The sequence below is a fragment of the Roseateles sp. genome (assembly GCF_036404855.1).
Taxonomy (GTDB): domain Bacteria; phylum Pseudomonadota; class Gammaproteobacteria; order Burkholderiales; family Burkholderiaceae_C; genus Pelomonas.
This window is the reverse complement of sequence record NZ_DASWYS010000101.1, coordinates 1-4,735: the sequence shown is the minus strand read 5'-3', so window position 1 is coordinate 4,735 and position 4,735 is coordinate 1. Positions and strand designations below refer to the sequence as shown.

Below are 4,735 nucleotides of genomic sequence, written 5' to 3'. Positions count from 1 at the left end.
GGCGGCCGTGAGCGCGCTGGGCCTGCGCCCAGACGTCGCCGCCCTCGGCGGCGCCGCGCTCACCATGCTGCCACTGCTGGCCTGGCTGCGCACGCGCAACGACCGCGCGCTCATTGAAGCCACGCTGGCCGCCGAGCGCCTGGCCTCGGGCGACCTGACGCAGAACCTGCAGCCCCGCAACGGTGGCTCACAGGGCAGGCTGCTGCGCGCGCTGGCCCAGCTCAAGGTCAACCTGCAGGCCGTCATCGGAGACGTGCGTCGAGAGGTGGACGGCGTCAACCTGGCCTGCTCCGAGATCGCCGCGGGCGGCGAGGATCTGGGCCGACGCACCGAACAGCAAGCCGGCAGCCTGCAGCAGGCCGCCACCGCGCTGGAAGAGGTGGCTGCCACCGTCAAGCACACGGCCGATGGCGCCTCGCAGGCCAGCGACCTGGCCCGCGACACGGCCGCCGCCGCACGGCACACGGGCAGCACCAGCGTGGCTGCCAGCCAACGCATGGACGCGGTGCGCGAGGCGACGACGCGCATCAACGAGATCGTCGCCGTCATCGATGGCATCTCCTTTCAGACCAACATCCTGGCCCTCAACGCGGCCGTCGAGGCGGCACGGGCGGGCGAGACGGGCCGCGGCTTCGCGGTGGTGGCGTCCGAGGTGCGCGTGCTGGCGGGGCGCACCCGCGAGGCCGCGCAGGAGATCAAGAAGCTGGCCGAGGACTCACGCACCCGCGTCGAGGAAGGCGCCCGCATCGTGGCCGACACCGGCCGCTCCGCCAAGGAGGCCGAGACCGCTGTGGACCGCATGAACGAGCTCATCGGCCGCATCAGCGTCGCCGTGCAGCAGCAAAGTGGCGGCATCAGCGAACTCAACGGTAACGTCTCCAGCATTGACGGCTTCACGCAGCAGAACTCGGCCCTGGTCGAGCAACTGTCGGCGTCGGCCATGTCGCTGGCCCACCGCGCCGAGCTGGTGACGCAGTCCGTGCGGGTGTTCAGGTTGAACAGTGGCGCCGCCGTGACGGCATGACCCCCTCCGCGCGGCTGGCCTGGCGGTTCGCGCTGCTGCCCGCGCTCGCAGTGGCGACGCTGACGGTGGTCATGCTGGCCTGCGGCCACCGCCTGCTCAGTGAGGAACTGACGCGGCGCGCGCTGGCGAGCCAGCAGCAACGCGCCGACCTGCTGGCACTGCAGCTGCAGATGTCGCTGCAAGACGCGGTCATGCAGGTGCGGCAGCTGGCGCGGTCACCGCTGATGCAGCCCGGTGTGTCGCCGCAGCAGGTGCGGGCCGAGCTGACACATGTCGTGGAGCGCTCGTCGCGCTTCGTCTGGGCCGGCTTCGCCAGCCCGGACGGCCGAGTGCGGACCGGCAGCGGCGGCGAACTGGAGGGACGCTCCGTGAGCATCGCGCCGCTGCTGGCCCGCGCCCCGGACGGCACTGGCGAGTTCATCACCCTCGGCGAGCCGGTGCTCGACGGGGCCGGCGACACCGTCGGCATCGTCACCGCCCACCTTGGCCTGCAGTGGGTGCGCGAGCAACTGGCGCTGAGCCTCGGCCCGCCCGAGCAGGCCCTCGAGGCCGGCCTGAAGGGTCTGGTGTTGACCGAATCGCGCGGCGTCGTCGCCGGCCTGGCACTGCCCGGAGGCTTGCCGGACGACGCCGGCCCGGCGCGCGTCTGGCGGGACCGGGACGGGCAGCGCTGGCTGCTGGCGCGCTCCGCGCTCCAGGACCTGTCACACGACGCGGCGCTGCCGCCCTGGGAAGCCGTCGTGCTGCAAAGCGTGGAGGCCGCACGGGCGCCGCTGCGCGCGCTGAGCGTGTCCATGGTGGTGATCGGCAGCGGCGCGGCCCTGCTGCTGGCCGGCGCCGGTGCTTGGGTCTCGCGCCGCCTGCTGATGCCCTGGGACCCGGTCTTTGGTGCCATGCTGGACGGCCACGATGGCGACCAAGCCAGCCTCGCCACCCGCGTCCAGGCCCTGGTCGCGGAACGGGTCCAGCCCACAGCGACCGAGCGCCTGCTGGGCTGGCTGGCGCGGGACGCCGGCAACCTGCGCCGCGCCATTGATCACCTGCCCGTCGCCATCGCGCTGGCCGACCGGCACTACCGTTGCGAGTACGTCAACCCGGCCTACACACGGCTGCTGGGCTGGACGACCGAGACCACGCGTGGCGGCCTCGTCGGCGAAGCCCTTGTCGGTTCGGCCGGGCGCGAAGCGCTGGTGCAGCTTCACCGGCAGCTCGGCGATGAGCCGGGCGAGTTCGTGCAGCGGCTGGAGGCGCTCACGCCGACCGGCGCGACCGCCGCCGTTCAATGCCACCTCGTGCCCATGTTCGACGCCCAGGGCCGCCGGGTCGGAGCCCTGTCTCTTGTGCATGACATCCGTCCCGAACACAGTGCTCGCGCACGCGCTGACGCCATGGCCGACCGGCTGCGCGCCCTGGCCGATGCGGCCCTGGACACCCTGCTCGCGACGCTGGACGCGGACGGTCGCGTGCTGGAGTGGAGCCGCGGCGCCGAGGCCCTGACCGGCCACGCACCGCAACAAGCTCTGGGGCGCACCCTGGACGCGCTGCTGCCCGGCGCCGAGGCGGCTGCCGGGCTGCGCTGCGCCCGTCTCAAGGGCAGCTGCGAGCTGGCGTTGCGGGCCCGCGCGGGCGGCCGGGAACGTTGCTTCGAGGGCTCGATCTACCGCCTCGGCACGGCGCAGGACGCGACGCAATTCGGCCTCATCCTGCGCGACTTCAGCGAGCGCGTCGCCCAGGCGCAGGTGATCGAGACGGCGCGCGACGAACTCACCCAGCTCAACCGCCGCCTGCTGGAGCAGGAGAAGCAGACCAGTCGCCAGCTCGCCCAGGCCCTGCACGACGAGCTGGGTCAGACGCTGGCCGCATTGCGCCTGCACTGGGAGGCCTGGCGCGGCGCAGCCGCCGAGCAGCGCGCCCGCATGGACGAGCGCATCGCCGCCCTCGTCGCGTTGGCCAACCGCCAGGTGCGCGGCGTATTGGCCGAGCTGCGCCCGCCACTGCTGGACGAGCTCGGGCTCGTCGCCGCCATCGACAACGAGATCCGGCAGCACCATGGCACGGATGACGAGGCACGCGTGGTACTGCAGGCCAGCGAGCAGTCCCAGGGGCAGCGCTGGCCGGCGGACGTCGAGTACGCCGTCTTCATGATCGCCCGCGAGGCGCTGCTGAACGCGCTGCGCCATGCCGACGCCCGGACCATCGTCGTGTACCTGGATGGCGACGGGTGCCACCTGAGACTGCGCGTCAGCGACGACGGCCGGGGTCTCGCGCCCGAGGCACGCGCCGGTCGTCCTGGTCACCTCGGCCTCGTCGGCATGCGCGAGCGAGCGCTGGCCATCGGCGCGCGGCTGCACCTCGATGCCTCGCCGGGCCATGGCACCATCGTGGAGTTGACCTGGGAGGACCTCCACGACGATGAGCCGCATCTACCTGATCGATGATCACGCCATCATGCGCGACGGGCTGCGCGTCGTGCTGGAGGCCGCCGGCCACGAGGTGATCGGCGAGGCGGCCGGCCCCACGCCGGCCCTGGCCGATCTCGGCCGGCTGCAGCCTGACGTCGTGCTGCTGGACCTGAGGTTGGGCCAGCGCTCCGGCCTGGAGCTGCTGGCCGAACTGCACAAGCGCGGCATGCCGCTGCGTGTCATCGTGCTGACCATGTCCGACCAGCCGCGCCACGTCGCCGAGGCGCTGCGGCTGGGGGCCCGTGGCTATCTGCTCAAGGGCTCGGCCAGCTCCGAGGTGCTGCAGGCCGTAGAGGCGGTGGCTGCGGGCGGGCGCTTCCTGAGCCCGCAGGCAGCCGAGTTCGCCGCCTTCGCGCTGACCGATGGCGGCGCCGACGAGGAGGCCCTGTCGCCGCGCGAGCGCCAGATCCTGCTGATGGTGGCCCAGGGCGCCACCAGCAGCACCATCGGCGAGGCCTTGCACCTCAGCCCCAAGTCCGTGGACACCTACCGCAGCCGGCTGATGAAGAAGCTGGGCCTGAACGACATCGCCGGCCTCGTCAAATGGGCCATCCGCGAGGGACTGATCAGTCTCGACGACCACTGACACGGGCGGCGCGTCAACTCGCGGTCGGCCCGCTCCTACAACGCCTGGGCGCCCAGCCCGACGGTGTCGGCAGGCGAGCACACGCATATTGAACCCATGGTGCCCAGCACCTGGCGAGGCGGCCTGGCAGCCGCCCCGTGCCCGTGTTCAACCTTCTGGAGTTCCATCATGGCCAGCATCAGCCCCACCATTTCCTCGTCCAAGGTCGAAGGCACCAAGGTCTACAGCCCCAACGGTGACAAGCTCGGTTCCATCGACGACCTCGTCATCGACAAGCAGTCCGGTCAGGTCCGCTACGCGGCGCTGGAGTTCGGCGGCTTCCTCGGCATGGGGACCGACCGCTACCCCCTGCCCTGGGACCAGCTGCACTACGACACCTCCAAGGACGGCTATGTCGTCAACGTCGACAAGACCCAGCTGGAGCGCGCGCCGCGCTATCCCATGGATGAGGCGCCCACCTACAACGACGAGTACGGCCGCAAGGTCTACGACTACTATGGCTCGACCTGGTGGATGTAAGCCGGCTCATGCCGCACATTGAAAGGGGCGGCGCGGCCGCCCCTTCTTGCTTGATCGAGGAGGCTGCCATGCCCGCCCCCACACGCACCCCGCCCATCCCGCCCGAACCCGTCGCCACCACGCCCCCCCGGTCCGGCGATGCCG

General features: G+C 71.8%; 4 protein-coding genes. All 4 read left to right on the top strand.

Annotated features, from left to right (window positions below):
• Positions 1-1,024 (top strand): methyl-accepting chemotaxis protein (locus VGF12_RS06455; RefSeq protein ID WP_331175215.1); only part of this gene is annotated, 1,024 nt, incomplete at its 5' end.
• The gene (locus tag VGF12_RS06450; RefSeq protein ID WP_331175214.1) at positions 1,021-3,462 is read left to right on the top strand and encodes a PAS domain-containing protein; all 2,442 of its coding nucleotides are present in this window, start codon (positions 1,021-1,023) and stop codon (positions 3,460-3,462) included. The genes VGF12_RS06455 and VGF12_RS06450, both read left to right, overlap by 4 nt.
• Positions 3,437-4,072, top strand: coding sequence for a response regulator transcription factor (locus VGF12_RS06445; protein ID WP_331175213.1), 636 nt, complete (start codon positions 3,437-3,439; stop codon positions 4,070-4,072). Before VGF12_RS06450 ends, VGF12_RS06445 begins: the two co-directional genes overlap by 26 nt.
• Before the next feature lie 168 nt (positions 4,073-4,240).
• A complete protein-coding gene (locus VGF12_RS06440; RefSeq protein ID WP_331175212.1) occupies positions 4,241-4,591 on the top strand; it encodes a PRC-barrel domain-containing protein in 351 nt (116 codons plus the stop codon).
• Positions 4,592-4,735: the final 144 nt, after the last annotated feature.

Bases quoted from the DNA above. Each gene is read 5' to 3' on its own strand.
- VGF12_RS06450 (WP_331175214.1), top strand. From the start codon at position 1,021: ATGACCCCCTCCGCGCGGCTGGCCTGGCGGTTCGCGCTGCTGCCCGCG.
- VGF12_RS06445 (WP_331175213.1), top strand. From the start codon at position 3,437: ATGAGCCGCATCTACCTGATCGATGATCACGCCATCATGCGCGACGGG.
- VGF12_RS06440 (WP_331175212.1), top strand. From the start codon at position 4,241: ATGGCCAGCATCAGCCCCACCATTTCCTCGTCCAAGGTCGAAGGCACC.